This window comes from Streptomyces sp. NPDC002835 (assembly GCF_053591995.1).
Genome location: NZ_JBSFUW010000012.1, coordinates 177534 through 203721 on the forward strand (window position 1 = coordinate 177534; position 26188 = coordinate 203721).

Annotated in this window: 29 protein-coding genes and 5 tRNA genes; 14 read left to right on the forward strand and 20 right to left on the reverse strand. The window is 70.4% G+C overall.

Annotation, left to right across the window (positions count from 1 at the left end; genetic code table 11):
• Positions 1-86: 86 nt before the first annotated feature.
• A complete protein-coding gene (locus ACWD01_RS16145) occupies positions 87-1700 on the reverse strand; it encodes a DAK2 domain-containing protein (RefSeq protein ID WP_451162181.1) in 1614 nt (537 codons plus the stop codon).
• Between the two features lie 292 nt (positions 1701-1992).
• On the opposite strand from ACWD01_RS16145, the gene rpmB reads away from it, so the two are divergent.
• Positions 1993-2178, forward strand: a complete 186-nt coding sequence (rpmB, locus tag ACWD01_RS16150) for a 50S ribosomal protein L28 (protein ID WP_003957616.1) — start codon at positions 1993-1995, stop codon at positions 2176-2178.
• A 135-nt stretch (positions 2179-2313) separates the two neighbouring features.
• Here rpmB and thiD read toward each other — a convergent pair whose 3' ends face one another.
• A complete protein-coding gene (gene thiD, locus ACWD01_RS16155; protein ID WP_451162184.1) occupies positions 2314-3108 on the reverse strand; it encodes a bifunctional hydroxymethylpyrimidine kinase/phosphomethylpyrimidine kinase in 795 nt (264 codons plus the stop codon).
• A gap of 10 nt (positions 3109-3118) precedes the next feature.
• Positions 3119-4090, reverse strand: a complete 972-nt coding sequence (locus tag ACWD01_RS16160) for a thiamine-phosphate kinase (RefSeq protein ID WP_451162186.1) — start codon at positions 4088-4090, stop codon at positions 3119-3121.
• Between the two features lie 239 nt (positions 4091-4329).
• On the opposite strand from ACWD01_RS16160, the gene ACWD01_RS16165 reads away from it, so the two are divergent.
• Together ACWD01_RS16165 and ACWD01_RS16170 are read left to right on the forward strand one after the other, a co-directional pair.
• The gene (locus ACWD01_RS16165; RefSeq protein ID WP_326785316.1) at positions 4330-4563 is read left to right on the forward strand and encodes an Lrp/AsnC family transcriptional regulator; all 234 of its coding nucleotides are present in this window, start codon (positions 4330-4332) and stop codon (positions 4561-4563) included.
• Positions 4564-4583: 20 nt separating this feature from the next.
• Complete coding sequence (locus tag ACWD01_RS16170) at positions 4584-5054, forward strand: DUF3515 domain-containing protein (RefSeq protein ID WP_451162188.1); 471 nt, start codon at positions 4584-4586, stop codon at positions 5052-5054.
• Positions 5055-5082: 28 nt separating this feature from the next.
• Here ACWD01_RS16170 and ACWD01_RS16175 read toward each other — a convergent pair whose 3' ends face one another.
• From ACWD01_RS16175 to ACWD01_RS16185, 3 genes are read right to left on the reverse strand one after another with little or no spacing between them, the layout of a single operon-like run.
• Positions 5083-6240: a D-alanine--D-alanine ligase family protein gene (locus ACWD01_RS16175; protein WP_451162190.1), complete on the reverse strand. Its 1158-nt coding sequence runs from the start codon at positions 6238-6240 to the stop codon at positions 5083-5085.
• A gap of 34 nt (positions 6241-6274) precedes the next feature.
• Positions 6275-7285, reverse strand: a complete 1011-nt coding sequence (locus ACWD01_RS16180) for an NAD(P)H-dependent glycerol-3-phosphate dehydrogenase (RefSeq protein WP_451162192.1) — start codon at positions 7283-7285, stop codon at positions 6275-6277.
• Positions 7282-8034, reverse strand: a complete 753-nt coding sequence (locus ACWD01_RS16185) for a lysophospholipid acyltransferase family protein (protein WP_451162194.1) — start codon at positions 8032-8034, stop codon at positions 7282-7284. The genes ACWD01_RS16180 and ACWD01_RS16185 overlap by 4 nt, the downstream gene beginning before the upstream one ends.
• Before the next feature lie 147 nt (positions 8035-8181).
• Between ACWD01_RS16185 and cofC the strand changes: the two genes are divergently transcribed.
• Both cofC and ACWD01_RS16195 read left to right on the forward strand, forming a co-directional pair.
• The gene (gene cofC, locus ACWD01_RS16190; protein ID WP_451162196.1) at positions 8182-8946 is read left to right on the forward strand and encodes a 2-phospho-L-lactate guanylyltransferase; all 765 of its coding nucleotides are present in this window, start codon (positions 8182-8184) and stop codon (positions 8944-8946) included.
• 173 nt (positions 8947-9119) lie between these two features.
• Positions 9120-9323: a hypothetical protein gene (locus tag ACWD01_RS16195; RefSeq protein ID WP_451162198.1), complete on the forward strand. Its 204-nt coding sequence runs from the start codon at positions 9120-9122 to the stop codon at positions 9321-9323.
• Between the two features lie 115 nt (positions 9324-9438).
• Here the strand turns inward: ACWD01_RS16195 and ACWD01_RS16200 are convergent, their stop codons facing one another.
• From ACWD01_RS16200 to leuC, 4 genes are all read right to left on the reverse strand, one after another.
• Entirely contained in the window at positions 9439-10092 is a 654-nt protein-coding gene (locus tag ACWD01_RS16200; protein WP_451162200.1) for an HU family DNA-binding protein, read from the reverse strand.
• A gap of 144 nt (positions 10093-10236) precedes the next feature.
• Entirely contained in the window at positions 10237-10464 is a 228-nt protein-coding gene (locus tag ACWD01_RS16205) for an SCO5555 family protein (protein ID WP_451162202.1), read from the reverse strand.
• A gap of 104 nt (positions 10465-10568) precedes the next feature.
• The gene (gene leuD / locus ACWD01_RS16210; RefSeq protein ID WP_451162204.1) at positions 10569-11162 is read right to left on the reverse strand and encodes a 3-isopropylmalate dehydratase small subunit; all 594 of its coding nucleotides are present in this window, start codon (positions 11160-11162) and stop codon (positions 10569-10571) included.
• A 5-nt stretch (positions 11163-11167) separates the two neighbouring features.
• Positions 11168-12592: a 3-isopropylmalate dehydratase large subunit gene (gene leuC, locus ACWD01_RS16215; RefSeq protein ID WP_451162206.1), complete on the reverse strand. Its 1425-nt coding sequence runs from the start codon at positions 12590-12592 to the stop codon at positions 11168-11170.
• 144 nt (positions 12593-12736) lie between these two features.
• Here leuC and ndgR point away from each other — a divergent pair, with 144 nt between their 5' ends.
• Positions 12737-13453, forward strand: coding sequence for an IclR family transcriptional regulator NdgR (ndgR, locus tag ACWD01_RS16220; protein WP_058942291.1), 717 nt, complete (start codon positions 12737-12739; stop codon positions 13451-13453).
• Between the two features lie 135 nt (positions 13454-13588).
• Positions 13589-13837, forward strand: a complete 249-nt coding sequence (locus ACWD01_RS16225; protein ID WP_356895560.1) for an SCO4226 family nickel-binding protein — start codon at positions 13589-13591, stop codon at positions 13835-13837.
• 170 nt (positions 13838-14007) lie between these two features.
• On the opposite strand, the gene ACWD01_RS16230 is transcribed toward ACWD01_RS16225, so the two are convergent.
• The 7 genes from ACWD01_RS16230 to ACWD01_RS16260 all read right to left on the reverse strand — a co-directional run bounded on the left by ACWD01_RS16230 (position 14008) and on the right by ACWD01_RS16260 (position 16065).
• Positions 14008-14080 (reverse strand) — tRNA-Glu (locus ACWD01_RS16230).
• Positions 14081-14097: 17 nt separating this feature from the next.
• Positions 14098-14169: transfer RNA gene (locus ACWD01_RS16235), tRNA-Gln, on the reverse strand.
• A gap of 16 nt (positions 14170-14185) precedes the next feature.
• Positions 14186-14258: transfer RNA gene (locus tag ACWD01_RS16240), tRNA-Glu, on the reverse strand.
• 86 nt (positions 14259-14344) lie between these two features.
• Positions 14345-14417, reverse strand: a tRNA-Glu gene (locus ACWD01_RS16245).
• Between the two features lie 21 nt (positions 14418-14438).
• Positions 14439-14510, reverse strand: a tRNA-Gln gene (locus ACWD01_RS16250).
• 90 nt (positions 14511-14600) lie between these two features.
• Positions 14601-15320 carry an HAD family hydrolase gene (locus tag ACWD01_RS16255; protein WP_451162209.1) on the reverse strand — a complete coding sequence of 240 codons (720 nt, stop codon included), beginning with the start codon at positions 15318-15320 and terminating at the stop codon, positions 14601-14603.
• Positions 15321-15384: 64 nt separating this feature from the next.
• A complete protein-coding gene (locus ACWD01_RS16260) occupies positions 15385-16065 on the reverse strand; it encodes a DUF4241 domain-containing protein (RefSeq protein ID WP_451162259.1) in 681 nt (226 codons plus the stop codon).
• 515 nt (positions 16066-16580) lie between these two features.
• Between ACWD01_RS16260 and ACWD01_RS16265 the strand changes: the two genes are divergently transcribed.
• The 5 genes from ACWD01_RS16265 (at position 16581) to ACWD01_RS16285 (ending at position 22011) form a co-directional block, all read left to right on the forward strand.
• Positions 16581-16724 carry a hypothetical protein gene (locus ACWD01_RS16265; RefSeq protein WP_451162211.1) on the forward strand — a complete coding sequence of 48 codons (144 nt, stop codon included), beginning with the start codon at positions 16581-16583 and terminating at the stop codon, positions 16722-16724.
• A 117-nt stretch (positions 16725-16841) separates the two neighbouring features.
• A complete protein-coding gene (locus tag ACWD01_RS16270; RefSeq protein ID WP_451162213.1) occupies positions 16842-17321 on the forward strand; it encodes a DUF6507 family protein in 480 nt (159 codons plus the stop codon).
• Positions 17318-19360, forward strand: coding sequence for a hypothetical protein (locus ACWD01_RS16275; RefSeq protein ID WP_451162215.1), 2043 nt, complete (start codon positions 17318-17320; stop codon positions 19358-19360). The genes ACWD01_RS16270 and ACWD01_RS16275 overlap by 4 nt, the downstream gene beginning before the upstream one ends.
• Positions 19357-20205, forward strand: coding sequence for a hypothetical protein (locus tag ACWD01_RS16280; RefSeq protein ID WP_451162217.1), 849 nt, complete (start codon positions 19357-19359; stop codon positions 20203-20205). Before ACWD01_RS16275 ends, ACWD01_RS16280 begins: the two co-directional genes overlap by 4 nt.
• Before the next feature lie 360 nt (positions 20206-20565).
• Positions 20566-22011 (forward strand): DUF6177 family protein, encoded by a 1446-nt coding sequence (locus ACWD01_RS16285; RefSeq protein ID WP_451162219.1) that lies wholly within the window; start codon positions 20566-20568, stop codon positions 22009-22011.
• A gap of 126 nt (positions 22012-22137) precedes the next feature.
• Here the strand turns inward: ACWD01_RS16285 and ACWD01_RS16290 are convergent, their stop codons facing one another.
• On the reverse strand, positions 22138-22446 hold the full coding sequence (locus ACWD01_RS16290) for a GntR family transcriptional regulator (RefSeq protein WP_451162221.1): 309 nt from the start codon (positions 22444-22446) through the stop codon (positions 22138-22140).
• 161 nt (positions 22447-22607) lie between these two features.
• Here ACWD01_RS16290 and ACWD01_RS16295 point away from each other — a divergent pair, with 161 nt between their 5' ends.
• Together ACWD01_RS16295 and ACWD01_RS16300 are read left to right on the forward strand one after the other, a co-directional pair.
• The gene (locus tag ACWD01_RS16295; protein ID WP_451162223.1) at positions 22608-22955 is read left to right on the forward strand and encodes a hypothetical protein; all 348 of its coding nucleotides are present in this window, start codon (positions 22608-22610) and stop codon (positions 22953-22955) included.
• A complete protein-coding gene (locus ACWD01_RS16300) occupies positions 22952-23197 on the forward strand; it encodes a hypothetical protein (protein ID WP_451162225.1) in 246 nt (81 codons plus the stop codon). The genes ACWD01_RS16295 and ACWD01_RS16300 overlap by 4 nt, the downstream gene beginning before the upstream one ends.
• A gap of 383 nt (positions 23198-23580) precedes the next feature.
• Here ACWD01_RS16300 and gltX read toward each other — a convergent pair whose 3' ends face one another.
• Positions 23581-25056 (reverse strand): glutamate--tRNA ligase, encoded by a 1476-nt coding sequence (gene gltX / locus ACWD01_RS16305; protein WP_451162227.1) that lies wholly within the window; start codon positions 25054-25056, stop codon positions 23581-23583.
• Positions 25049-25822 carry a fumarylacetoacetate hydrolase family protein gene (locus tag ACWD01_RS16310; protein ID WP_451162229.1) on the reverse strand — a complete coding sequence of 258 codons (774 nt, stop codon included), beginning with the start codon at positions 25820-25822 and terminating at the stop codon, positions 25049-25051. The genes gltX and ACWD01_RS16310 overlap by 8 nt, the downstream gene beginning before the upstream one ends.
• Positions 25823-26188 lie beyond the last annotated feature (366 nt).

Here is a 26188-nt window from a genome sequence, read left to right on the forward strand (position 1 = left end):
CCACGCCACCGACACTCGTCGCGCATCTGTGGACGAACCACGGGCGGGGCGGCGGTCGTCCGCGGGGACTGCCCCGTGCAGGCGGGCTACTCGACGCCGATCAGCAGCGGCGTCGCCCGGTCGCCGCCCTCGTACGTGACCGTGTCCACCGCCAGGTACCCCTCCCGGACGTGGGCCTCCAGACGGGCCGACAGGCCCTGCGGGGACGTCCCGCCGAGGACGAGGGTGACCAGTTCGCCGCCGGAGGAGAGCATGCGGTCCAGCAGGGTGAGGGCTGTCTCCGTGACGTCCTCGCCGATCACCGCGACGTCGCCGTCGATCAGGCCCAGTACGTCGCCCGCCTGGCAGACGCCCGCCGAGGTCCAGGACTGGCGTTCCGCCACCGCGAGTTCGGCGTAGCGCGTCGCGCCGGCGGCGGCCGTCATGGCGACGACGTCCTCGTCGAAGCGGCGGTCCGGGGCGTGGACCGCGAGGGCCGCAATGCCCTGGACCGCGGAACGCGTCGGGATCAGAGCGACGCGGACGCCCTCCGCGCGGGCCTGTTCGGCGGCCGCGGCGGCCGTGTGACGCAGGGCCGTGTCGTTGGGAAGGAGGACCACCTCGCGGGCGTGCGCCCGGCGGATCGCCTCGACGAGCTCCCCGCTGGCGGGCGGCTCCCCGGCGCGGGTGAGGACCGTGGTCGCGCCGGCCTCGCCGCACAGCGCCGCGAGCCCCTCGCCCTGCACCACGGCGACGACGGCCCGCTGCGCCTGCTCACGGGGGTCCGGGCCCGCCTCTGCCGCCGTGTCGAAGTGCGTGATGCGGATCCGGTACGGCCGGCCCGCCTCGACGCCCGCCTCCACCGCCGCACCGGCGTCGTCCACATGGACGTGGATGTTCCACAGGCCGTCGCCGCCGACGACGACGAGGGAGTCGCCGAGGACGTCGAGCCGGGCGCGGAGCCGGGCGACGGCCGCGTCGTCCGCCTCCAGGAGGTAGATCACCTCGAAGGCCGGGCCGCCGTCGGCGCAGGAGCCGGCGGCCGGCGGGTCCTGGGGGTCCGGCCGGGTGGGCCGGCTGTGGAGGAGCACGGGGACCTGCGGCGCCTCGCCGCAGACCGCCTGGACCAGGGCACCGAGGACCATCAGCAGGCCGCGCCCGCCCGCGTCCACGACCCCCGCGCGGTCCAGTACGGCGAGCTGCCGCGGGGTGGCGTCCAGCGCGGCGCGGGCGCCGGCGTACGCCGCGCGTACCGCGTCGGCAGGGGCGGGGTCCGCGGCTCCCGCCGCGTCCGCCGCCGCGCCGGCGACGCTGAGGATGGTGCCCTCCACGGGGTGCGCGACCGCCTCGCGGGCGAGTTCGGCGGCGCGCCGCAGGGCCCCGGCGAGGTGGTCGCCGTCGCCGATCCGCTCGGCCATGCCGCGCAGGAGCTGGGCCAGGATCGTCCCCGAGTTCCCGCGGGCGCCGAGGAGGGCGCCGTGAGCCATCGCCCGGATCACATCGGCGAGGGCGGGCGCCGAACCGCCGGTCTCGTGCGCGGCGAACACCGCTTCCACGGCCTGGTTGGCCGATTCGACGGTCAGATACAGATTCGTGCCGGTGTCCCCGTCCGCGACGGGGTACACGTTGATCGCGTCGATCTCCTCGCGCTCCCGGCCCAGGGACTCCAGCGCCAGTGAGCACCAGGCGCGGACGGCCGATGCGTCGAGACTCTGCGGCACCGGGTGATCCTCCTTGTGCGGCCGGGCCGGCCCCGGTGGGCCGCACGGGGCTGCGGACGCCGTGGGGCCGCGGGTCGTCCCGCAGCGTAGACCGGGGCCGGGTCCGGCAGCGGGTCGGGGGCGGGCCGGAGCCGGCCTGCGGATGCTGGTTTCGTGTCTCGGAGACAGTGGATGTATGCTGCTCCAGTTGCCCGATGAGAATCGGGCCATTCCCCCGGCAAGCCACTTCAGATCTCTGATTCCGGCGCGCCGGAATTCACTGTAAGTGCATCTGAAGTCTTTGGAGTGACCCGTGGCTGCCAACTGCGACGTCTGCGGCAAGGGGCCGGGCTTCGGCAACAACATTTCGCACTCGCACCGCCGTACGTCTCGTCGCTGGAACCCCAACATCCAGCGTGTGCGTGCAGTGGTCGGTCGGACGCCGAAGCGGCTCAACGTCTGCACCTCGTGCATCAAGGCCGGCAAGGTCTCGCGCTAAGTGATGCTCCCCCGCGTCAGCGGGGAAGATCCCGCCGACGCTTCGTCGTAGCGCAGCCCCTGCGGTTGCCTTGAAAGCCGGTCCACCTCGGTGGGCCGGCTTTCGCCTTTCCCGTCACGGGTCCGGAGGCGGGCGCTACGGCGTCCGGAAGCGCCAGCCGTGGTCCACCGGCCCGATGCCCGCGCCCAGCGCGAACCCGGCCGCGATCGCCCCGGTGACGTAGTCCTTGGCCGTCCGGACCGCCGCCGGCACCGTCAGCCCCTTCGCGAGGCCCGACGCCACCGCGGACGCGAGCGTGCAGCCCGTCCCGTGCGTATGGCGGTTGTCGTGCCGGGTGGCGCGCAGCCACAGCTCCACGCCGCCGTCCGTGAGCAGGTCCACCGCGTCGCCGGACAGATGACCGCCCTTGATCAGGGCCCAGCGCGGCCCGAAGCCGAGGACGGCGTCGGCGGCGCGGCGCATGTCCGTCTCGTCGCGGACCTCGATCCCGGTCAGCTGGGCCACTTCGTCCAGATTGGGCGTGGCCACGGTGGCCGTGGGGAGCAGCTTCGTCCGTACCGAGTCGAGCGCGGAGGCCGCGAGCAGCGGGTCGCCGTGCTTGGAGACGCCCACCGGGTCGACGACGACGGGCGCGTCCGTGCCGGCGAGCAGTTCGGCGACGGTCTCGACGAGTTCGGCCGAGGCGAGCATGCCGGTCTTCACGGCCTGGACGCCGATGTCGTCCACGACGCTGCGGTACTGGGCGCGGACGGCCTCTGCGGGCAGCTCCCACGCGCCCTGGACGCCCAGGGAGTTCTGCGCGGTGACCGCGGTCAGCACGCTCATGCCGTGCACGCCGAGGGCCAGCATGGTCTTGAGGTCGGCCTGGATGCCGGCACCGCCGCCGGAGTCGGAGCCGGCGACGGTGAGCACGCGAGGGGGTATGTCCATACCGGGGAATCTACTTGCCGTCCTCGATGTCCCCGAAGTGGTCCCAGCCGCCCTTGTTGGTCCAGGGCGCCCCGTCGACGGTCACCTGCGGCAGCGCGGACGGGTTGAGCACCTCGCCGATGATCTTCCAGCGGGCGGGCAGTTTGGCGTCCGGCGGGAAGGTGGCGACGATCGCGTGGTCCTCTCCGCCGGTCAGCACCCACTGGAGCGGGTCGACGCCGACGGCCTGGCCGATGTCGTTCATCTGCGAGGGGATGTCTATCAGCCCGGACCGCAGATCGATCCGGACCTTGCTGGCCTCCGCGATGTGCCCGAGGTCGGCGACGAGTCCGTCGCTGATGTCGCACATGGCGGTGGCGCCGAGCCCGGCGGCGGCGGGGCCCGCGTGGTACGGCGGTTCCGGCCGGCGGTGGGCCTCCACGAAGGCGCGCGGGGAGCGGAAGCCTCGGGAGAGGACCGCGTGGCCGGCCGCGGACCAGCCCAACCAGCCCGTGTAGGCGACGACATCGCCGGGCTGCGCGCCGCCGCGGGTCACCGGTTCGTGGTTGCGCAGGTCCCCGAGGGCGGTGATGGCGATGGTGATGGTGTCACCGCGCACGACGTCGCCGCCGACGACGGCCGCCCCGGCGACCTGGCACTCGTCGCGGATGCCGTCCATGAGCTCGGTGGCCCAGGTCACCGGGAGTTCGGCCGGGACGACGAGTCCGAGGAGCAGGGCGGTCGGGACCGCACCCATGGCGGCGATGTCCGCCAGGTTCTGCGCGGCGGCCTTGCGCCCCACGTCGTACGCGGTGGACCAGTCGCGGCGGAAGTGCCGCCCCTCCAGCAGGATGTCCGTGCTGGCCACGACCCGCCGGTCGGGCGCGGCCACGACCGCGGCGTCGTCACCGGGCCCGATCCGTACCGCGGGGGTGGTGGTGAGCTTGGAGGTGAGCTCTCTGATGAGGCCGAACTCCCCCAACTCGCCCACAGTTCCCTTCACCGAGTCACCTCTCCTTGTCGTGGACGCCGCGCGCTGCTTGCGCGCTCGCGGGCCGCCACTGCTGTCGGTACCGTCAAGAGACACGTCAACTTCTGTTCGCCGTACGCCACGCTGCGGGCGCCGCCCGCCGCGAGGGTCTCCCCGCAGCCCGCGGCGACGCGATACCGTGGCGACCCCTCTTCCCGGGATCTCCCCACCGACGGTAGGGGACATGATCCTCGTGCCGAGCTGGAGGCTCCGTGGTACAGGCGTACATCCTCATCCAGACCGAAGTGGGCAAGGCGTCGACGGTCGCCGAGACCATCGCGAAGATCCCCGGCGTGATCCAGGCCGAGGATGTGACCGGCCCGTACGACGTGATCGTGCGGGCGCAGGCCGACACCGTCGACGCGCTGGGTCGCATGGTGGTCGCCAAGGTCCAGCAAGTGGACGGCATCACCCGGACCCTGACCTGCCCCGTCGTGCACCTGTAGCCCCCGTCTACGCTTGGCCGGTGACGTCCTTCCGCCGCCGGCCCCTGTTCCTGTCCGCTGTCGCCGTGCTGGTCGCCGCCGCGGGCTGCTCCTCCACGGACGCTTCGCCGCCGATCGCGGTTCCCAGCCCCCCGGCCGAGGAAGCAGCCCTGTGCCGCGCACTGGACGGCGAGCTGCCCGAGTCGGTGGACGGGCGGAACCGCGACGACCCCGAGCCGTCGTCCGAACTCACCGCCGGCTGGGGCGACGCCGCGATCGTACTGCGCTGCGGCGTGCCCCGGCCGGTGGGGATGAGCGATCCGCAGGGCCAGGGGGTCGATGTGGACGGGGTCAACTGGCTGCTGGAGGAGCGCGACGCCGGCCCCCGGTTCACCACCACGTACCGCGAGACCTACGTGGAGGTCACCCTGGGCACCCGGTACATGCACGACCTCGGCCCGCTCACGGAGCTGGCCGGACCCGTCAAGAAGACGGTCCCGGCCTCGCTCTGATCCGAGCCTGCCTGCCGCGGGCAGCGGTCTACCGCAGGCCCGTCGAGCGGGTGAGCGCGGCCTGGATCAGCCGGTCCACCAGCTCGGGGTAGGCCACGCCGCTCTCCTGCCACATCCGCGGGTACATGGAGATCGGGGTGAAGCCCGGCATGGTGTTGATCTCGTTGATGACGAACTCGCCGTCCTCGGTGAGGAAGAAGTCCGCACGGACCAGGCCCTCGCACGAGGCCGCGTCGAACGCCGCGACCGCCAGCCGCTGCACCTCGGCGGTCTGCTCCTCGGTCAGCGGCGCGGGCACCAGACCGGCCGCGGAGTCGATGTACTTGGCCTCGAAGTCGTAGAAGTCGTGCGACGTGACCGGCGGGATCTCGGCCGGCACGCTGGCGCGCGGGCCGTCCTCGAACTCGAGGACGCCGCACTCGATCTCGCGGCCGCGCAGCAGCGACTCCACGAGGATCTTGGGGTCGTGGCGCTGCGCCTCGGCGACCGCGTCGTCGAGGCCGGCGAGGGAGTCGACCTTGGTGATGCCCATGGACGAGCCGCCGCGGGCGGGCTTGATGAACAGCGGCCAGCCGTGCTCACCGGCGAAGTCGACGATCTTCTTCCGGGCCGCGGCCGGGTCGTTCGCCCACTCGCGCGGCCGGATCACCTCGTACGGGCCGACCGGCAGGCCGAAGGAGACGAAGACGCGCTTCATGTACTCCTTGTCCTGGCCGACGGCGGAGGCGAGCACGCCGGAGCCGACGTACGGGACGCCGGAGAGCTCCAGCAGGCCCTGGAGGGTGCCGTCCTCGCCGTACGGGCCGTGCAGCATCGGGAAGACGACGTCGACCTCGCCCAGCACCTTGGGCACCGAGCCCGGCTCGCTGTAGACGACCTCGCGGCTGCCGGGGTCGACGGAGAGCACCACGCCGCCCTCGTCGGACTCCGCGAGCTCGTCGACGTTCGGCGTGCGGCGGTCGGTGATCGCCATGCGGTCCGGTTCGTCGGCGGTGAGCGCCCATCGGCCGTCGGCGGTGATGCCGATCGGCAGGACGTCGTACTTGGTCCGGTCGACGGCCCGCAGCACCGCGCCCGCGGTGACCACGGAGATCCCGTGTTCGGAGCTGCGGCCGCCGAAGACGACCGCCACGCGCGGCTTACGGAGCGGCTGCTCAGGGCTCTGGGGGAGGTTCTCGGTGCTCATATCGCGATGAGACTACCCGCTGGTTCGAACGACGTCAGCGTCGCTCGGGCTTGGCGGCGCGGGACATCAACTCCTTGAGAGCAACGACCGGCGGCTTCCCCTCGTGGACGATCCCGACGACCGTCTCGGTGATGGGCATGTCGACGCCGTGCCTGCGGGCCAGGTCGAGCACCGACTCGCAGGACTTGACCCCCTCCGCGGTCTGCCTGGTGACCGCGATGGTCTGCTCGAGCGTCATCCCGCGGCCCAGGTTGGTGCCGAAGGTGTGGTTCCGGGACAGCGGCGAGGAGCAGGTGGCCACCAGGTCGCCGAGCCCGGCGAGTCCGGAGAAGGTGAGCGGGTCGGCGCCCATCGCGAGGCCGAGGCGGGTGGTCTCCGCGAGGCCGCGGGTGATCAGCGAGCCCTTGGCGTTGTCGCCGAGCCCCATGCCGTCGGCGATGCCCACGGCGAGTCCGATGACGTTCTTGACCGCGCCGCCCAGTTCGCAGCCGACGACGTCGGTGTTGGTGTAGGGGCGGAAGTACGGCGTGTGGCAGGCGGTCTGGAGGCGCTGGGCGACCGCCTCGTCACGGCAGGCGACCACGGCGGCCGCGGGCCGGCGCTGGGCGATCTCCTTGGCGAGGTTGGGGCCGGTGACCACGGCCACGCGCTCGCCCGGCACCTGCGCGACCTCCTCGACGACCTCGCTCATCCGCTTGGCGGTGCCGAGTTCGACGCCCTTCATCAGGGAGACGAGCACGGTGCCGGCGGGCAGCTTCGGCGCCCACAGGGCGAGGTTGGCGCGCAGCGTCTGGGACGGGACGGCGAGGACGGTGAAGTCCGCGCCGTGCAGCGCCTCTACCGGGTCGGTGGTGGCCCGCAGGTTCTCCGGGAGTTCGATCCCGGGCAGATAGTCGGGGTTGGTACGGGTCGTGTTGACCGCGTCGACCAGGTTCGCGCGGCGGCCCCAGAGGGTGACCTCGCAGCCGGCGTCGGCGAGCACCATGCCGAACGCCGTACCCCACGAACCCGTTCCGAAGACGGCCGCCTTGACGGACTGAGTCACTTCGCTTCCTCCCCGGCGGCCTTGCGGCGCTGCTCCGCGCGGACTTCGCGCAGGTCGAACGGGCTCGACGGCGCTTTCTCGCCGCGCAGGTCCTCGAGCTCGCGGGTCACCGCGGCCATGATGGCCTCGGTGGCCTCCCTGAGGACGTCGGGCGTGGGCTCCAGGCCGTAGAAACGGGCGAGGTCGACCGGCGGACCGGCCTGCACCTGAAGTGTCTTGCGCGGAAAGAACCGCACCTTGTTCTCCTTGGCGTACGGCGGCATCGCCAAGTTGGCCCCCCACTGGGCGACGGGGATGACGGGCGCCCTGGTCTGCAGCGCGGCCCGCGCCACACCGGTCTTGGCGGTCATCGGCCACATGGCGGGGTCGCGGGTGAGGGTGCCCTCGGGGTAGAAGGCGACGCACTCGCCGCGCTCGACGGCCTCGACGGCGGCGCGGAAGGCGCCGACGGCGTTGGTGGACTCGCGGTAGACGGGGATCTGGCGGGTGCCCCGCAGCAGAACGCCGACCACGGGCGTCTTGAAGAGCGCGGCCTTGGCCAGGAAGCGCGGAACCCGTCCGCTGTTGTACTGGAAGTGGCCGTACGAGAACATGTCGAGGTACGAGTTGTGGTTGATCGCGGTGATGAATCCGCCCTCGGCCGGAATGTGTTCCATTCCCCGCCAGTCCCGCTTGAACAGAAGCAACAGCGGCGGCTTTGCGATGACCGCGGCCAGGCGGTACCAGAAGCCGATTCTACGGCGGGACACTCGGACACCTTCCTCTTACGACCGGGCCATTGCCTGGCTGCCGGGGGTCAAGTGTCGCCCCAGGCCTCTGGTCTGTCGAGAACACGGTACGCCCCGGCCACCGCCCCTCCCCCGGGGCCTTCTCCGGTTCGGGCGACAATGGGCGCGATGCGCATGGACCCGGAGCTCGCCCCGAACCCGAAGCCGGTCCCCGCACCCGCCCTGCTCTGGTCCCTGGTCGTGCCGCTGAAACCCCTGGCCCTGGCGAAGAGCAGACTGGCGGGCGCGGCGGACGGCAGGCTGCGGCCCCGTCTCGCCCTCGCCTTCGCCCAGGACACCGTGGCGGCGGCGCTGGCGTGCCCGGCCGTGCGGGATGTGGTGGTCGTCACGGACGACACGAGCGCGGCGGCCGAGCTGGGCGCGCTGGGGGCGCGCATCGTGCCGGACTCCCCCGCGGCCGGCCTCAACGCGGCGCTGGCGCACGGCGCCCGCGCGGTGCGTTCCGCGCGTTCCTCCGCGGCGGTCGCGGCGCTCAACGCAGACCTGCCCGCATTGCGTACCACCGAATTGGGCCGGGTGCTGGCGGCTGCTTCGGAATTTTCCCGGGCATTTCTGACGGACGCCGCCGGAATCGGCACGACTTTGCTCTGCGCCCGGCCGGGCAGTGAATTGCGGCCCGCTTTCGGCGGCTCTTCGCGCCGTGCGCATTTGGCTTCCGGCGCGGCGGAAATCGCTTCCTGCGACGTCGATTCCGTACGGCAGGACGTGGACACCGCCGACGACCTCGCGGCGGCGCTCGCGCTGGGCGTGGGCCCGTACACGGCGCGGCGCCTCGCGGCCGGCGCCGGCGCGGCACCGGGCGGAGGCGGTGCGGCACCGGGCGGAGGCGCCGCGGTGGCCGGTCCCCGCGGGGCCCGCCCGGCGGACCACTAGGGCCTTTGGTCCGGATCGGGCCGGATCAGTGAGGGGGGTCCGGTGCATGGAATCTCCCCGGGCCCGCCAGGACCGAGGACGGGAGAGTCGGCGACGGAGGACAACGCGTCGAGGTGCGGTGCCGGGCACGGCAGCCCGGCGGGATCCGGAACGAGAGGCCCTAAGCTGGCGGCATGCAGGCGACCTCGTACACATACGACCCGGAGACCCGCGGCGGAAGCGTGCTGCTGGACGACGGCACCCCGGTCGAGTTCGACGCGGCGGCCTTCGACGCGGGCGGCCTGCGGCTGCTGCGGCCGGGGCAGCGGGTGCGGATCGAGATCGAGGGCGAGGGCGAGAGCCGCCGCATCACGCTGGTGACGCTGTACACGTTCTGAGCCGGCCGCGGCCGGGCACGCCGCGGGCCGGTCTCCCGGAAGGAGACCGGCCCGGCGCGTGAGTGGCTGTGCGGCCTTGTGCCGCTTACGTCTTGGGGCGTCGGCGCCCGCGCTGCTACTTCTTCCTCGCCGTGGTCTTCTTGGCAGTGGTCTTGCGCGACGTGGCCTTCTTGGCCGGCGCCTTCTTCGCCGTGGCCTTCTTGGCCGGGGCGGTCTTCTTCGCCGCGGCCTTCTTGGCGGTGGCCTTCGCCGGGGTCGCCTTCTTCGCGGCCGCCGTGGTCTTGGCGGTCGTCTTCTTCGCGGTGGTCTTCTTGCCGGCGGCCGCGGTCGTCTTCTTGGCCGCCGTCTTCTTGCCGGCCGCGGTGGTCTTCTTGGCCGCGGTCCGCTTCGCCGCGGCCTTCTTGGCCGCCGACTTGGCGATGGTGGGGGGCGGGCCGGAGAGGCTGCCCTTGGGCGCCTTCTTGACGGCGACCTCGCCGCCCTTGGGCAGCTTCTTCGAGCCGCTCACCAGGTCCTTGAAGCCCTGCCCGGCGCGGAACCGCGGGACGGACGTCTTCTTGACCCGTACCCGCTCACCCGTCTGCGGGTTGCGGGCGTAACGGGCGGGGCGGTCGACCTTCTCGAACGAGCCGAAGCCGGTGACCGACACCCGGTCTCCGGCGACCGTTGCGCGGACGATCGCGTCAAGCACCGCGTCGACAGCGTCCGCGGCCTGCTGCCGGCCGCCGAGCTTGTCGGCAATCGCTTCTACGAGCTGCGCCTTGTTCACGTCTTCCCCTTCGGAGACATTTGGCCGGAACGATGGCGTCCTGGCTTTTTCGCACGTTAGGCAGATATATACCGCAAATCAAACACGAAACGGGCTAATCACCCTAGTGCCGCAACGAAGTCGACCTTGGCGGAGTTCTTCAGGTCAGTCACCTTCAGGGAAACGGCCCTCGTCGAGGTCCTTCATCAACCGGTCCAGACGCCTTGCCGCATCCGGGAGATCGTGCTTCGTGGCCGCCGTGACGACCAGCAGCTTCCGGGAGAGCGCCATCTTCACGCCCTCTGGTGCTTGCAATTCGCGCACCTTGGTGTGCGCTTCCTTCAATCGGGCCGCGACTTCCGCGCAGAGCTCGAGTTGGCTGTCGCGTTCCATGCACCGATTGTGCCATCTGGGGCGAGTTGTCGCCCGACAGGACATCAACATACGACTGCGCCCCCCGCCGGAAGGCGGGGGGCGCAGTTCGGGAAAAGCGCTGCTCAGACCTCAATCGTCCGGGGCTTGAAGGCCGGTCGGCCCGCCTCGTACGCCGCGATGTCCGCTTCGTTCTGAAGGGTGAGGCTGATGTCGTCCAGACCGTTCAGCAGCCGCCAGCGGGCGTTCTCGTCGAGCTCGAAGTCCGCGGTGACTCCGGGCGCGAGGACCTGTCGCTTCTCCAGGTCGACGGTGATCTCGACGCTCGGGTCGTTCTCGGTCAGCTCCCACAGCGCGTCCACGACGGACTGCTCGAGGACCACCGTCAGCAGGCCGTTCTTGAGGGAGTTGCCACGGAAGATGTCGGCGAACCGGGAGGAGATGACCGCCCTGAAGCCGTAGTTCTGCAGGGCCCAGACGGCGTGCTCGCGCGAAGAGCCGGTGCCGAAGTCGGGGCCGGCGACGAGCACCGAGGCGCCCTTGCGCTCGGGGCGGTTGAGGACGAAGTCGGCGTCCTTGCGCCAGGCCTCGAAGAGACCGTCCTCGAAACCGTCGCGGGTGACCTTCTTCAGCCAGTGCGCGGGGATGATCTGGTCGGTGTCGACGTTGCTGCGGCGCAGCGGAACGGCCCGGCCGGTGTGTGCGGTGAAGGCTTCCATCGTGTTCAGACTCCGGCGGGGGCGGGGGTTTCGGACAGGTCGGCGGGCGAGGCGAGGTGGCCGAGGACCGCGGTGGCGGCGGCTACCTGCGGCGAGACGAGGTGCGTACGGCCGCCCTTGCCCTGCCTGCCTTCGAAGTTGCGGTTCGAGGTGGAGGCGGAGCGCTCACCGGGAGCCAGTTGGTCGGGGTTCATGCCCAGGCACATGGAGCAGCCCGCATGCCGCCATTCGGCGCCGGCGTCCTTGAAGACCTTGTCCAGGCCCTCCTCCACGGCCTGCAGCGCGACCCGGACGGAGCCGGGGACGACGAGCATCCGTACGCCCTCGGCGACTTTGCGGCCGCCCAGGATGCCGGCGGCCGAGCGCAGGTCCTCGATGCGGCCGTTGGTGCAGGAGCCTACGAAGACGGTGTCGACCTTGATGTCGCGCAGCGGCTGCCCGGCGGTCAACCCCATGTACTTCAGGGCGTTTTCCGCGGCGAGGCGCTCCGAAGCGTCCTCGTACGAAGCCGGGTCGGGGACCTGCGACGACAGGGGCGCGCCCTGGCCGGGGTTGGTGCCCCAGGTGACGAACGGGGCCAGTCCGGCGGCGTCGATGAAGACCTCGGCGTCGAAGACTGCGTCGTCGTCGGTGCGCAGCGTCTTCCAGTACTCGACCGCAGCGTCCCACTCCTCGCCCTTCGGGGCGTGGTCGCGGCCCTGGAGATAGTCGAAGGTGGTGCGGTCCGGGGCGATCATGCCCGCGCGGGCGCCGGCCTCGATCGACATGTTGCAGATGGTCATCCGCGCTTCCATCGACAGCTTCTCGATGGCAGATCCGCGGTACTCGAGGATGTAGCCCTGGCCGCCGCCGGTGCCGATCTTGGCGATGATGGCGAGGATCAGGTCCTTGGCGGTGACGTCCTCGGGCAGCTCACCCTCTACGGTGATCGCCATGGTCTTCGGGCGCGCCAGCGGCAGCGTCTGGGTCGCCAGCACGTGCTCGACCTGGGAGGTGCCGATACCGAACGCCAGCGCGCCGAACGCGCCGTGCGTCGAGGTGTGGGAGTCGCCGCAGACGACGGTCGTGCCGGGCTGGGTCAGACCCAGCTGGGGGCCGACGACGTGCACCACGCCCTGCTCGACGTCGCCCAGGGGATGCAGCCGTACGCCGAAGTCCGCGCAGTTCTTGCGCAGCGTCTCCAGCTGGGCGCGGGAGACGGGGTCGGCGATGGGCTTGTCGATGTCGAGGGTCGGGGTGTTGTGGTCCTCGGTCGCGATGGTGAGGTCGAGGCGGCGCACCTGCCGGCCGTTCTTCCGCAGACCGTCGAAGGCCTGGGGGCTGGTCACCTCGTGCAGCAGATGCAGATCGATGAAGAGGAGGTCGGGCTCGCCCTCGGCGCGCCGGACGACATGGTCGTCCCAGACCTTCTCCGCGAGTGTCCTACCCATCGCTTTCCCTCCGGCCGGCTGTGCCGCCGACGCAACTAGAGATCTTGTGCAGTGCCCGTTGGTCCGCGGGCCGCCACTACAGCGTGGCAAGTTCTCGAGCAAATTGAACTTGCGTTTCACAGAGTGAGACGCGAGTATCGTTGCATGGACAACTCTAGCGGCGTCGGCGTCCTCGACAAGGCAGCCCTTGTCTTGAGCGCCCTGGAGTCCGGTCCGGCCACCCTCGCGGGGCTGGTCGCGGCCACGGGACTCGCACGACCTACAGCACATCGCCTGGCAGTGGCACTGGAGCACCACCGTATGGTGGCGCGCGACATGCAGGGCCGTTTCATCCTCGGTCCGCGACTCGCGGAGCTCGCCGCCGCGGCCGGCGAGGACCGGCTGCTGGCCACGGCCGGGCCGGTACTCACACATCTGCGCGACGTGACCGGCGAGAGCGCGCAGCTCTACCGCAGGCAGGGCGACATGCGCATCTGCGTGGCGGCGGCCGAGCGGCTGTCCGGGCTGCGGGACACCGTACCGGTCGGCTCCACGCTCACGATGAAGGCGGGCTCCTCGGCCCAGATCCTGATGGCCTGGGAGGAGCCGGAGCGCCTCCACCGCGGACTGCAGGGCGCGCGCTTCACGGCGACCGCCCTCTCCGGGGTACGGCGCCGGGGCTGGGCCCAGTCGATCGGCGAGCGCGAGCCGGGCGTGGCCTCGGTGTCCGCGCCGGTCCGCGGGCCCTCGAACCGCGTGGTCGCCGCCGTCTCGGTCTCGGGACCGATCGAGCGCCTGACCCGCCACCCGGGCCGGATGCACGCCCAGGCGGTCATCGACGCCGCCGGCCGGCTGAGCGAGGCGCTGCGCCGCAGCGGCTGACCTGTCCCTTCGTACGTCGCACCGGCCGGCCCCTTCAACGCCGCAGGGGCCGGCCGGACGTGTTCCGGGCCCGTCGGGTGCACCATGGAAGACAGTGCTCGAAGCAACGAGGCGAGCGACGGAGGTGCGGGACCGATGACCGAGTTCATGGACGTACACCGCGGGATGAAGGGCATCACCGGCGAGCAGCTGATGGAGGCGCACAACGCGGATCTGGCGATCGAGGGCGAGGAGCGTGTGCACTTCAAGCAGGCGTGGGCGGACCCGGAGACGGGCACCGTCTACTGCCTGTCCGAGGCGCCGTCGGCGGACGCCGTGCAGCGCATCCACGAGCGCACGGGGCACCCGGCGGACGAGATCCATCCGGTGCCGCTGACCGTGTGAGGCGTGCGGGCCCTTCCCGGGGCCCCGCCGCCCCCGTCGCGGCAGGATCGCGCGCTGCCGGGGCGGTGTCCCGATCATCGAACTGCCCCCGTACTCACGGCAGATGGGTGAGTCGGCCGGCGAACGCCGAAGGGGCCTTCCGACTGCTCGGAAGGCCCCTTCGGACTCTGTACCCCCGACCGGATTCGAACCGGCGCTACCGCCTTGAGAGGGCGGCGTGCTAGGCCGCTACACAACGGGGGCATGCATCCTGCGACGCGCTGGGCTACCAGGACTCGAACCTAGACTAAATGAACCAGAATCACTCGTGCTGCCAATTACACCATAGCCCATGGTGGTTTAGACCAGTACCCCCGACCGGATTCGAACCGGCGCTACCGCCTTGAGAGGGCGGCGTGCTAGGCCGCTACACAACGGGGGCCCTAGCGATCCTCACCCGGTGGTAGCCGGATGTTGTCACCGCGATGCCATCGGGTGCGACCCTGAGGACTTCGCGGGATGGATCTGTACCCCCGACCGGATTCGAACCGGCGCTACTGCCTTGAGAGGGCAGCGTGCTAGGCCGCTACACAACGGGGGCGTTGCAGATAAGCTCTGCGAGCTGGCCTACCAGGACTCGAACCTAGACTAACTGAACCAGAATCAGTCGTGCTGCCAATTACACCATAGGCCACCAAAACTCAACCCCCGAGCGGGGGTTTTGTTCGGTCTGCGCTTCCGGCTCCCGAGCTTTCTGCCCGCTCCCCTTGGCGCAGGAAGAACATTACCCGAAGGTGGACGGCGCTCCAAAACGGGTATCCCCGCGCAGCAGCGCGGGCAGCTCGTCGAGGCCGGTGATCCGGACCAGCTCCGGGCGGCCGCCGAGCCCGCCGCGATCGAGCCAGATGCCGGTGAGTCCCGCCTCGACGGCGCCGCGGGCGTCGATGTCGGGCTGGTCCCCCACGTACGCCACCTCGGCGGGAGCCAGTCCCATGGCCTCGCAGGCGGCCAGGAAGGCGCCGGCCTCCGGCTTGGAGATGCCGATCTCGACGGCGCACACGACGGCCTCGAAACGGTCCCGCACCCCCAGGGTGCGCAGCTTGCGCTCCTGGTGGCGGAAGCTCGAATTGGACAGGATGCCGTGACGATAGTCATGAGCGAGGAGATCCAGTACGGGCACGGCGTCGGGGAAGAGCGACCACGCCGCCTCGTAGTGCACCACGTGCCGCCCGAACCACTCGTCGGCCTCCGCGTCGGTCATCTCCCGGCCGAGGAAGTCCCGCACCCGGTCGCGCCGCTGCCCCTGGAAGTCGGTGAGGCCGTCGGCGACCCGGGCCCAGTGGACGTCGGTGATCCGCTTCCACGCGACGAGTGCCTCTTCGGCGGTCGCGTACCCGTCGGGCAGGCCCTCGTTCTCCAGATGCCTGCTCATGCCGATCCGGTCGGCGCCCGCGTAGTCGAAGATCGTGTCGTCGATGTCCCAGAGCACGGCGCGGATCGGCATGCCGCCGAGATTACTCGGCGGGGCCAGGCTCGGGAACGGCGCGTCACGTCACGCCACGGGCGCGTCAGGGGACGTCGTGCTCGGAGGGGACGACGAAGAAGTCCGTGACGAAGCAGGTGACGGCCCCGTCCGTGTCGCGCCCGATCCAGGTCGGGTAGGCGCCGTCGCCCCAGCCGGACATGAACGCGACCAGCTGGTGGCCCGTGTCGGGAGCGGTGATCGTGTGCGGGCCGAGGTAGGAGTCGCCGCCCGCGTCGAAGGCGTCCCACAGGGGGCCCTTGTCGCCCGCGCAGTCGGGGAAGGACTCGTCACAGGCCGCGTCGTAGAAGCAGCCGGTGCCGGCGTCGACCCCGTACGCGAAGAACTCGTCGTCGGCCAGCTCCGCCGGGTCCTGGCCGGCCTGGTGGGCGATCTCCCAGGACACGGCGGGTGTCTCCTTGATCACCAACCGGGCGGCGGCGATCCGCAGATGCGGCGGCTCGCCGTCGGCGGGCTCCTCGTGTGCCTCGTTGATCGTGGCGACGGCGCACTCGACGCGGTACCGGCCGGGTGCGACGTCCGCCGTGAACGGCTCGGACTCACCGGTGCCGAGCGCGACAAAGGGGTCGCAGGCCACGACCCTGCCCGTGGGGAGCCACAGTTCACCGGCCGGGACCAGGGACATGGTGCCGCTCTGTCCGCCCTCGTCCTCGAACCGGTTGCCCGGTGTGAAGTGCCAGGAGAAGTCGGGCGCGCGCATGGGCATGAAGGTGTCCCCCAGGGAGCCGTTTTCGTTCGGGATCACCGCGAACACTAGTCCCAGACGCGGACAACGCCTCAGGGGCGGCAGCGGGTTTCGGCGGGGGCGCTCGCCCAGCGAAGCGCCTGGGCGCGGGCGGGCGACGGCCCCGGTCCGGCCGTGGGTCGTGACGCGCGAGCGGCAGTACACCCGGCACCGCCGACGCATGGCCTTGGTGTCGGCGTGGACTTCTCTGCGCTCGGGCTTCCCGCCACTCGCCGCCGCCACAGCGGACGACCGCACGTCAACAGAGCGTTGACCTCTATATGGCGGTGCGTAGTCGCCGTGCCACCAGGCCGCTGAGCAGGCGAGTGCGGTGCGATCCCCTGCGGCCGCCCAGCAACCGCGGAAACCTCCGGGGAGGGCACGTGCACCTTGGCATCACCGGGCCCTTTCACGGCCAGGAGATCATCATCGAAGCAGACGGCACCCCACGCGCATCGGGCTCCGTCGTCCGATGACCTACGGGAAGGGAAGCGGGCATGTCAGACGCAGTCGGTTCCACGGCATGCGAGAAGACTCCCGCCGCCGTCCGCGCGGCGCTTGAGCGTCGTCCGGACTGGCAGCAGGGTTTCGAGCAGGACTTCCTCAAGGCCGCGGCCGATTTCGACCAAGAGGCGACGTGAGAGCGTCTGACGCGTCAGCCCGACCTTGACCTCCAGGCTTCAACAGGCCGCGACCGCAGGCGCTTTGGCCGGAATTGCATCGCTACCGTCCCCGTCCGGCTGGTAAAGATGGAGATCTTGTCGCCCTTCGCGCAGGCGATGGCGACCTGGTCGATGACAGTCGGATCGGCCGAAGACAACACGGGGGTTGTTGTGACGGGGTGGGACATCGCGCCCGGAGGGGTGCAGTCCGTGATCTCGCAGGTGCGGGAAGCGGCTGACGGTATGAACGCCGGGATCAAGCTGTACGGGACGAGTGTGCAGGGGGCGATGGAGTCTGCCGGCATGCTGGCCTTCGGCGAGGGCAGCACCGGGTCAGGCGGCGGGGCCGGCGGGCTGGTGGCTGCGGCGCTGGGGCAGTTCGCCGAGGGGACCGAGGCGGATGTGGCGTTCCTCCCTCTGCGTGCGAGCAATTCGGCGAACGGAGCCGTCGAGGCGACCAACGCGTACATCGCCGGGAATCTCGAGCAGGCGTGGAACGCCCAGCGGCAGGCGATGCTCGCTCCTGATGTGACGGCGCTGTTGCAGGCTGCCCGGAGCAGGGCGGGCGAGAGGTGATCAGCCCCGAGAAGATACCCGTCTTCACCGGTGACCTGCCCGGGCTGGGGCGGGAGATCATCGCGCTGCGGCAGGCGGCGAAGGCGGTCCGCGACGGCGGCGGTGACGTCCACACGCGCTTCCAGAACTTGGCCTCCTCGTACCGGGCTCCGGAGGCCGGGCAGCTGTTCTCGACGACGCAGGCCGTGCAGGAGGGCTCGGGCCGCTTCGCCGACCGGTTGGAGACGGTGGCCGGGGCGCTGGAGACGTACGCGCTCGAGGTCGTCGAGATCGTCAAACAACTGGACCTGCTGCGCTTCCAGGCGACGAGGTTCGTCGAGTCGGTCCGGCACGATGACGGGCCGCTGGGCAACTGGCGCAAGGACCAGGCCAAGGTCGACGAGCATCAGGGGATCTGGGACGGCGTGAACGCGGCGGTCGCCGCGTTCCAGGCGGCCGAGGTCGGCTGCGCCGACAAGATCACCGCGCTGGTGGACGGCACCCGGTGGCACATCAACGACGGCAGCCCCGAGCAGCAGAACGCGTACGGGTTCAGCGCCGAGCAACTGGCCGAAGCCGACTCGCTGCCGTGGGGCCGCCCCGAGCACCGCGAGATCTATCCGTTCGGCATCGACCATCACCTGAAGCAGGCCGGGATCAGCATGTGGGACAACGCCGCAGGCTCGGTCGAGGGACTGATCGACCTCTTCAGCCCCGGCGAGGAGGGTGGCGCCGCCCGCGAGGGGCTGCTCCGGGTGATCGTCGGCGCGGAGGGCTACCTCCTCGACCCGAACGGAGACCGCGACGACATCGCCCCGGCGCAGAAGAAGCTGATGGACGACAGCAAGCCGTACGCGAAGGAGTTCGCCAAGGCGTTCGTCGGCTGGGACGACTGGGGCTCCAATCCCGGCAAGGCCATGGGGACGGTCATCTTCAACGGCCTCACCCTCGGAGCCGGCCCCCTCGGCGCGGCCTCGAAGGCCGGCTCTGCGGCCGGCAAGGCCGGCACGGCCTCCCGCGTCGCGGGCGCCGCGGCCAAGATCGGCGAGGTCCTGGACCCGATCGGCGCGGCGGCCAAGACGGCCGGCGTGGCGGCCCGTGGCCTTCCCAGGGTCGCCGAACTCACCGCAGGGATCCGTGGCGCCACCGACGCGGCGGCGGCCTCGGACGCCGCCTACAGCGTCATCGAATACCCGAACGGCGCGCAGCTCCGCATCCAGGACGGCGAGTTCATCCCCGGCAACAGGGGCGTCCCCGACTCCACACCGGCGCCATCCGAATTGCCAGCCGCCGACCGGACCCCCTCGATCGAGGCGCCACGCAAACAGGAACTGGTGGGCGCGGGCACCCACACGCCTCCCGCCACCGCGCACACGAGCGAGAACCGGCCACCGCAGGCCCATAATGAAGCGCCGCAACGCTCGCCAGGCGGCGAAGAGCGGGCTTCCGGCCCGAACGGCCCTGGCGGTCACGGTTCCGCCTCTCCGGACATCACCGGTGACGCCCCCCACGGCCCTGGTCACCCCGCTGACCCTGTACCGCCAGGTCACGGCGGCGGTGGAAGAGATTCAGCGCAAGGTGGTGAACTTGCTGCGGACCGGCGGCCGGCCCCCGTGAAGGAATGGCAGGCCGCAGATGACATTGTCGGGACAGCCAGAGGGAAGCTTCTCCTGTATCCAAATTACCGACACGAGCTGAGTGGAGTCAGAAGTGGGGCCGTTGACACAAAGAATACCGTGATCCTTCCGGAGGCGCGAGCCAAGGTGCGGCAGGATATAGCCGAGATCGCTGCAGGCCGGGCACAGTTCAATGCCCAATCCCAGCTCTACAGCATCAATGGCAGACGGTATGCCGTTGAACCGAGCGGGCGAATTTTCCCCGTGGACGGCCCGGGGTTCATCGACATGAACCGTATCGAATACAATGCATTGAAGCAGATAATGCGCGCCGACGGAGACATGAGCAAGGTTCAGGTCATGTTCAGCAAAGCTCCACAATTTCGCGATAACCCGGAAGCCGTAAAGAAGGCAATTGACCTGTATAGGAAGTACTACCCATGATCTACGGTTTCCTGGCTACTGGCAGCGGGATCATCGAGGCGATGCCCGAGATTCTCGCTGCGGCGTTTGATGTCCGAATCTCCGAAGTCGACGTTTCGGATTCCTCTGAGCTCGACTCCCGGAATTGGGATGCGCTAGTCACCTGCGAGTATGACCGACTCGACGGTGACTTGAACTGGTCGCTCTCTGTCTATATCATTGATGACCTGAAGAACCAGTTTTCCGAGGAGCAGTTGGCCCTGATTCTCTCGCGAGGCTTGAAAGCTTCTGTGTTCTTCACCTGGGGAGATCGAATTCCTTGGGTCCGCAAGGTTGCTGATCCCGCTGGAGGGCTCACCTTGGCGCGCGTCTCGGAACTCGACCCGCCCCACTCCGGATTCAGAGTCACAGCGACCGAAGCCGCTGTCTCGGAGTTTCCGGACGTACCTGTAATCAACTTTCCGGAAGTCGTCCGAGCCTTCCGCATTCCGACGCCAGTGACTGATCTGGCTATTCCAACTGGATCCACTCAGGAGTTCGAGGTGATTCGCGACCTGTTTGCGAATTGGGAGCGCCTCTGCATTAGAATGCGGAATGGATGGCCGCCGTCCGGTTGGTATTCGGTGGAAATGTATAAAGCGGATTTGGAACTTCGGGATCGAATTGAAACTGAACTGCGAAAAGTTCCCACAGCTGGACGGTCGGCGCTGGAGGAGTGCCTTTCCGTCCTGGATGCCCAATATCGAGAGGTATCCATCGAGGACAGCGGAAATGCCCTCTCGAGGGCTCTGGGCGAGGACGTCGCTACCATGATCAGCCGGTCATGGTACTGGCGTCGACGACCTGCTGCCCTGCCCTGGCAGTGACGTGAACTTGATAGCGGACAGCCACAGCCACCGCCTCATGGATGCGCAGGTCAAGATTGCTCCGCGCATCGCGAGAATGCGGCTCCTGGTTCTGCGACCCCGATGCCACAGGCATCACAAGCGGCCTGGAACTCACGATGCCCTTGGGCGACCCGGGGCCTCCGCAGCAACTGATGGGCAGGCGCCCCGCCTCGTATACCACCACTGGGATCGCCGACCTACAAATCGGCACCGGCACGTGACTGCTTGCGGCACCTGAACAGCCCATGCCGCCCGAGTGAGTCTGTGCCCAGGCTTCCCTGAGCCGTGCACCAACCGGCACACCGGGACCTTTCCCCCGCAGATCTCCCAAGGAATCTCGTGACACAGGACGTCGTCGCCCTCACCCCCACCATGCCCGACGCCCGGAGCGTGCTCGCCGGGCTGTACGCCGGTGGGCCCGGGCTGCGGGTGGGGAGCGGTGGCGATGGGGCCGTCGTCCGCCTGTACGGGCAGGACGGCGGGGCGGTGGCGGCGGTGGAGGTGCCGCTGTTCGTGCAAGTGCCGGGTGAGGTACGGCGGTTGCTGGGCGCCGAGGTAGCAGTCGACGCGCCCGTGTGGTGGACCGAGGTGCGGGCGGCCACCGCAGTCGCGGAAGCGGGACGGCTTGCAGGGTCGGTGGCCGGGCGGCTGACGTCGCTGCTGGGCGGGGCCACATGGCCGGCCGAGGCCGCGCATACCGGTGTGGTGAGCATCCCCGGCACGGACGACGAGAACGGCGACGACGCCGAGCCGTTCGGCGTCGACGTGCTCACCGACCGCGCAGTCGTGATCGTGCAGGACCGGCCCGTGGTCGCGGCGACGACCTGGCTCACCGATCTGCTGCGGACCACTGTCCCGTCGGGGCGCGAGCTCCAGATCGTCACCCCGCCCGGCACCCGCCTGACCTTTCCCCTGCGCACGCTGATGGCCGACGTCCCGGCCCGATGGGTGGTCCGTGACGTTGATCGGGCGTACTACGACGGGCTCACCGGGGCGGTCCTGTCCTGGCATGAGGGCCGCTTCGCGCCGGTCACCGGCACGGACGGCAGCACGCCGATCGCCGACGGCTTCCGTGCCCGGTCCGTCGCGCCGGCGGAGCAGCAACTCCACCTGTCCATCCGCACCACCCACCCCGCCACCGGCGGCCTTCGCCTCGGCGGGGCGCTGGAAGCAGCATGGCGGGCCCTCACCGGAGCGCCGCCCGCGGGATGGTCGACATCCGAGCCCGTCGCCCTGCCCTGGTCGCCCCGGCAGCTGACCGAGTTGGCCCGCAGCCGGGCTCAGCGCTCCAGTCCGACCTGGCTCGTCGCCGTCGGCGCGCCCGGCAGGCCGGCCGTCGCCACCTGCCGTGTCGTCCGTACGCCGGATGGAGTCGAGGAGCACATCTCGCTCGCCGTCGGCCACACACCGGACCGGCCTCCGCTGCTCGACACCCTCCCGGGGCTGGCCGAGACCCTGGCTGTACGCCACGGGCTCGTCTCGGTGCTCACCCACCGGCGCGCGGCCCGCGCCGACCTCACCACCCCGCCCCATCACGAGCCGCTCCAGATCCCGGTCTCGTTCACGCTCGGCCCCGACGCCGTACACGGCATCGGCCGCAGCCACGCCGAATCCGCCCCGTTGCCGCGCCCGACGCGCCTCGGCCCGGCCGCACGTCCCGCGCTGCACTACGCCTTCGGCGACGGCACCGACGCCACGGCCTGGCACCATCTTCAGCGCCTCGACAGGCACTTGAAGTCGCCAAAGGGCTCCACTGACGCAGGTGCGGCCATATCAGGCCGCTGACGGCGGTCGGGCGCTCGCAACGTGTTCAGTTCGCCCGGAATCTCGTCCTACGGCCGTCGGTCCTTCTCCGGAATCAGATGACGAACCAGTGATCAACTATCGGTCTCACCTCGCGCCGCGACTCCATCACGAGGTGGACTCGTCACCTTCGGGCGACTTAGCAGGTGTCACGCGCTCAACGAAGCTCCCACGTCCGGGCACCGTGCGCACCATCCCCTGGTCGGCAAGAAGGGCAATCGCCTTCCGGGCCGTGCCGCGTGCGACTCCGAACTCACCCATGATCTGGCTTTCACTGGGGATGGCTCGTCGCGGCGGGTAGTCGCCCCGCTTGATGCGAGCCACGAGGATCGCGACCAACTGAAGCCACACCGGATCGGGCCCCTCGTAGTCGATCTCCTCGTCAGGGGCGTAGCCCTCGGGAATCTCCGGTTCCATACCACGACCGTAGGCGTGTGGTGACGCGATTACACTTCCGTGTGCGTCCATGGACGTCCCTGTGCGGGCGTGTATAGGCTCGCTGTTCCAAGCCGTAGTGACCCCCGCGACGGGTGGAGCCGTCCGGGGGCATGGCCACCAACTGCAACGGAGTTGATGACGTGAGCATTATCCATGCGCTGCTGCGCTGGGCCCTGGATCTCCTGGCACCCGGCACGGGCAAACGCCGGGCGACCCTGTTCCCGGCGCGCCCCACAACTGCCACCAACCGGTCCGGCGCGCACGGCCCCCACTCCCCCGCTCCCGCCTCTCGGCTCCCGGGACACCGCTCCCCGTACGGCCGCGACGTCCCGCTCGACGGCCACGCGACCGCCCTCGTACGGCCCTACCTCGCGACGCACGAGCGGCAGCGCGCCCAGCATCGCCGACGGCTGACGCTCGTACTCGCGGCGGACTTCGGGATCGACCTGGACCGGCACCTCGTCGGCGCCGAGGGGAGCCCGGCGTGAGCGAGCGGAAGGAACACGACCAGCAGGCGGACGCCCCCGAGCCGCCACGACGGCCCGTGCGCATGTGCGTGCGGTGCCAGGCGGTCACCGAGGACCCGACCGTGGTCTACGAGGTGCACCAGAACACCGGACCGGGCTTCAACGTGTACGCCTGCGAGGCGTGCGCGCCGCTCTTCCCGCCCGCGCCGGACGTGTTCGCGTTCCTGCCTGTACGCCGCCGCCCGGCAGAAGGCGACCGGTGAACGCCGGCACCCCGCCGGAGCCCGGCATGTCCCGCCTGACCATCGAGACGTACCGGGTCACACCGGCCGGGGAGCGGGTCGGCCGGACCCGTCACACGGTCAGAGCCGACCCTGACCGAACGCGGCCCGCCGATTCGGGGCGGTGGCCTCCGTGCCGCTGCGACCGCTGCCAGGCCGATCGCGCGCCGGCCCGGACGACCGAAGTCCGACCATCCCGTCGACACTCGTGGCCGTCGGCTTGACCTCGTGGCCGACTTGCCATGACCGGGCGCCAGACCTGCGACGGGCTGCCTCCGCCGCCGTAGGCGAGGGAGCCCGCAGCACAACGCCTCAGGGGCGGCAGCCGGATCGGCTGCCGCCCCTGAGGGACGCGGGATGCGGGGTTACGCGGCGAGCTTCGTCAGGGCCGCGTCGATGCGGGCCAGCGTCTTGTCCTTGCCCAGGATTTCCAGGGACTCGAAGAGCGGCAGGCCGACCGTGCGGCCGGTGACCGCGACGCGGACCGGGGCCTGGGCCTTGCCGAGCTTCAGGCCGTGCTCCTCGCCGGCGGCCAGGACGGCCTCCTTGAGGGACTCGGGGCTGGTCCAGTCGGCGGCCTCGAGCTTGGCGCGGGCGGTGGTGAGCAGGGCCACCGGGTCGCCCTTCATCGCCTTCGTCCAGGACGCCTCGTCCTCGACGGGCTCGTCCAGGAAGAGGAAGTCGACGTTCGCCGTGATGTCGGAGAGGACCGTCAGCCGGGTCTGCGCGTGCGGGGCGATGGCCTCCCACGCGGCGCGGTCGAAGTTCTCCGGCGCCCAGTTGGCGTGCGGGGCCCGCAGCCACGGCTCGCACGCCTCGGTGAACGCCTTCACGTCGAGCATCCGGATGTGGTCGGCGTTGATCGCCTCGGCCTTCTTGAGGTCGAAGCGGGCCGGGTTGGCGTTGACGTCCGGGAGGTCGAACTTCGCAACCATCTCGGGGACGGTGAAGATGTCCTGGTCGGCGGAGAAGGACCAGCCGAGCAGCGACAGGTAGTTGAGCAGGCCCTCGGGGAGGAAGCCGCGCTCCCGGTAGAGGTTGAGGGACGCCTGCGGGTCGCGCTTGGAGAGCTTCTTGTTGCCCTCGCCCATGACGTACGGCAGGTGTCCGAAGGAGGGGATCTCCTTGGCGACGCCGAGCTCGATCAGCGCCTTGTAGAGCGCGATCTGGCGGGGTGTGGAGGAGAGCAGGTCCTCGCCGCGCAGGACGTGGGTGATCTCCATCAGCGCGTCGTCGACCGGGTTGACCAGCGTGTACAGCGGGGCGCCGTTGGCGCGGACGATGCCGTAGTCCGGGACGTTCTCCGGGGTGAAGGTCAGCTCGCCGCGCACCAGGTCCGTGAAGGTGATCGGCTCCTCGGGCATCTTGAAGCGGACGATCGAGTCGCGGCCCTCGGCGTCGTACGCCGCCTTCTGCTCGGCGCTCAGCGTGCGGCACTTGCCGTCGTAGCCGGACGGCCGGCCGGCGGCGCGGGCGGCGTCGCGGCGTGCCTCGAGCTCCAGGGCGGTGCAGTAGCAGTGGTAGGCGTATCCACCGGCGAGCAGCTTCTGCGCCACGTCCTGGTAGATGTCCATCCGCTGCGACTGGCGGTAGGGGCCGTGCGGGCCGCCGACCTCGGGGCCCTCGTCCCAGTCGAGGCCGAGCCAGCGCATCGAGTCGAGGAGCTGCTCGTACGACTCCTCGGAGTCGCGGGCCGCGTCGGTGTCCTCGATGCGGAAGACCATGGTGCCGCCGGTGTGCCGGGCGTAGGCCCAGTTGAACAGCGCGGTGCGGACCAGGCCCACGTGGGGGTTGCCGGTCGGGGAGGGACAGAAACGTACGCGGACGGAGCCGTTAGCCACGCTTGATCACCTTGTTGGTGAGAGTGCCGATACCTTCGATGGTGACGGCGACCTCGTCGCCGACGTTGATCGGGCCGACCCCCGCGGGGGTGCCCGTGAGGACGACGTCGCCCGGGAGCAGCGTCATGGCCTCGGTGATGTGCACGATCAGGTCCTCGACGGACCGGACCATCTCGCTGGTGCGCCCCAGTTGGCGCTGCTCGCCGTTGACCGTGCACTGGATGGTCACGTCGGCGGGGTCGAGTTCGGTCTCCACCCAGGGGCCGAGCGGGCACGAGGTGTCGAAGCCCTTCGCCCTGGCCCACTGCTTCTCGCGCTCCTGCGCGTCGCGTGCGGTGACGTCGTTGGCGCAGGTGTAGCCGAAGATGACGTCCTTGACGCGTTCGCGCGGCACCTCGCGGCACATACGGCCGATGACGACGGCGAGCTCGGCCTCGTGGTGCAGCTCGTTCGAGAACGAGGGGTACTCGATGGCGTCGCCGGAGCCGATCACCGAGGTGGTGGGCTTGAAGAAGGCGACGGGTACGTCGGAGACCTCGTTGCCGAGCTCCGCCGCGTGCGCCGCGTAGTTGCGGCCGATGGCCACGACCTTGTTGGGCAGCACGGGCGGGAGCAGCCGGACCTTGCTCAGCGGGACCTTGGTGCCGGAGAGCTCGAAGTCGGCGTACGGAATGCCCTTGATGATGTCGAGAACGAGGCCGTCGGGCCCGTCCTCGACCGCGCCGAAGGCGACATTGCCGTCGATGGAGAACCTGGCGATGCGCACGGGTGCTGTCGCCCCTCACTTCACTTGGTCGCTGGCCGGAGACTGACGCTCCAGGCTAACGCGGTGAGGGGACCCTCCTCGTACGCATTGCCGCCGACCGCAGCGAGCGCCTACGTCCGGTTCCCGCCCGGGCACCTCCCTGACGACCGGGCCGCCCCGACGGGCCACACGGGCAACCGGGCCAGTCTCCCAGGACCGCCCACCCCGTGGGTCCACCTTCCCGACCGGGCCGGGCCCGTGAGGCCGCCCGGCCCATGGGTCTCAGCTCACAACCCGGGTCCGCCCCGTGGGCGAGTGAGCCGAAGGGGCGCGCGGCCCGCGGCCGGAGGCCGCTGTGGATACAGCGAAAGGGAGAACGCGCGGAGA

Bases quoted from the DNA above. Each gene is read 5' to 3' on its own strand.
- thiD (WP_451162184.1), bottom strand. From the start codon at position 3,108: ATGGACATACCCCCTCGCGTGCTCACCGTCGCCGGCTCCGACTCCGGC.
- ACWD01_RS16175 (WP_451162190.1), bottom strand. From the start codon at position 6,240: ATGAGCACCGAGAACCTCCCCCAGAGCCCTGAGCAGCCGCTCCGTAAG.
- cofC (WP_451162196.1), top strand. From the start codon at position 8,182: ATGCGCATGGACCCGGAGCTCGCCCCGAACCCGAAGCCGGTCCCCGCA.
- ACWD01_RS16195 (WP_451162198.1), top strand. From the start codon at position 9,120: ATGCAGGCGACCTCGTACACATACGACCCGGAGACCCGCGGCGGAAGC.
- ACWD01_RS16205 (WP_451162202.1), bottom strand. From the start codon at position 10,464: ATGGAACGCGACAGCCAACTCGAGCTCTGCGCGGAAGTCGCGGCCCGA.
- leuD (WP_451162204.1), bottom strand. From the start codon at position 11,162: ATGGAAGCCTTCACCGCACACACCGGCCGGGCCGTTCCGCTGCGCCGC.
- leuC (WP_451162206.1), bottom strand. From the start codon at position 12,592: ATGGGTAGGACACTCGCGGAGAAGGTCTGGGACGACCATGTCGTCCGG.
- ndgR (WP_058942291.1), top strand. From the start codon at position 12,737: ATGGACAACTCTAGCGGCGTCGGCGTCCTCGACAAGGCAGCCCTTGTC.
- ACWD01_RS16225 (WP_356895560.1), top strand. From the start codon at position 13,589: ATGACCGAGTTCATGGACGTACACCGCGGGATGAAGGGCATCACCGGC.
- ACWD01_RS16255 (WP_451162209.1), bottom strand. From the start codon at position 15,320: ATGCCGATCCGCGCCGTGCTCTGGGACATCGACGACACGATCTTCGAC.
- ACWD01_RS16260 (WP_451162259.1), bottom strand. From the start codon at position 16,065: ATGCCCATGCGCGCGCCCGACTTCTCCTGGCACTTCACACCGGGCAAC.
- ACWD01_RS16265 (WP_451162211.1), top strand. From the start codon at position 16,581: ATGTCAGACGCAGTCGGTTCCACGGCATGCGAGAAGACTCCCGCCGCC.
- ACWD01_RS16280 (WP_451162217.1), top strand. From the start codon at position 19,357: ATGATCTACGGTTTCCTGGCTACTGGCAGCGGGATCATCGAGGCGATG.
- ACWD01_RS16290 (WP_451162221.1), bottom strand. From the start codon at position 22,446: ATGGAACCGGAGATTCCCGAGGGCTACGCCCCTGACGAGGAGATCGAC.